Annotated in this window: 1 pseudogene; it reads right to left on the bottom strand. The window is 22.9% G+C overall.

The window, feature by feature from the left end:
- Positions 1-683, bottom strand: a pseudogene (locus tag GQX97_RS13465) (hypothetical protein); the annotation flags it as partial.

Here is a 683-nt window from a genome sequence, read left to right as displayed (position 1 = left end):
TATCTACATTATTGCTTCCATTGTTATTAACATTCAAAGMAAGCATCATTATAACAGCAATAATYACAACTATTACTGCTGCTATTTTTAATAAAATAAAATTAMCTTTTGTTTCTTTCTTTTCTGAAGATTGTTTTGATTTATTAGATTTTACTTCTTTATCAGAAATATTTGATATATCTAATAGTTCATCTTTGCTATAATCTTTCATTTCTAATTTATTTTCATTACTAAGAGCAGCTTTTTCATTAAAGAATTTATTATCAACTCTATTAACAAAAACAGCATCAGCATTAAARCTAATATATCCYTTATTGTAGAAAAAAGTACCAAAATTATCTATATAAATACTTTCATTATGATCAACTAAATGTTTAATATTTTCAAATACAGCCTCAAAAAATTTCTTCTTTTCTAATCTCTCATTAACATCATCAATCTTAGCTATAATACTGTAAAGTGAAGCATCAAAACCCATATCAGCACTTCTAAAAGCTATATTATAATTTTTGTCAATAAATATATTTCCAACTTCATACATAAAAAATATTTTCTTTTCTAATACCAAAGCACTAATATTTTCAAATAAATTATTAATTTCATCTTTAACAACATTTCTATCGAAATTCTCTCTAGCAGAACATAATCTATCAAGTACCTTATTGTAGCCCAAATATTTATTT

This window comes from Brachyspira sp. SAP_772 (assembly GCF_009755885.1).
GTDB lineage: Bacteria > Spirochaetota > Brachyspiria > Brachyspirales > Brachyspiraceae > Brachyspira.
This window is presented reverse-complemented; position numbering and strand designations above follow the sequence as displayed.